Here is a 342-nt window from a genome sequence, read left to right on the forward strand (position 1 = left end):
GGCGTCGAACTGCTCGACCAGATCCTTGATGCGGTAGCCATGGCGCGTCAGGGTTGGTTCCAGATCATCCAGTTGCCGCGACAGCACGGATTCCACCAACTCCGCTGAGACAGTTTTTTCTCCGGTCAGGTACGGCTGCGGTCGTCTTCGCGAGCGATCTGATTGATGGCTCGATCAAGTTCCACCAGCCGATCCTCGATATGGCTGGTGTTCATGCACCGTCTTGCCCAGCCATCCTCTGTGAAAGCGACTGGCGCCGTTTGATACTGACCGCTGGCGGCCAGCACTGGCACATCCACTTGTCGAAGAAGACGGAAAACGGGCGAAAGACCGTCAATTACC

General features: G+C 57.6%; 1 pseudogene. It reads right to left on the reverse strand.

The annotated features are described in order from the left end of the window. Positions 1–131 precede the first annotated feature (131 nt). A pseudogene (locus DW49_RS1000000134410) lies at positions 132–242 on the reverse strand (IS110 family transposase); the annotation flags it as partial. Positions 243–342 lie beyond the last annotated feature (100 nt).

Origin of the sequence: Pseudomonas avellanae BPIC 631 (assembly GCF_000444135.1) — a bacterium.
In the GTDB taxonomy this organism is placed as follows: Bacteria; Pseudomonadota; Gammaproteobacteria; order Pseudomonadales; family Pseudomonadaceae; genus Aquipseudomonas; species Aquipseudomonas avellanae.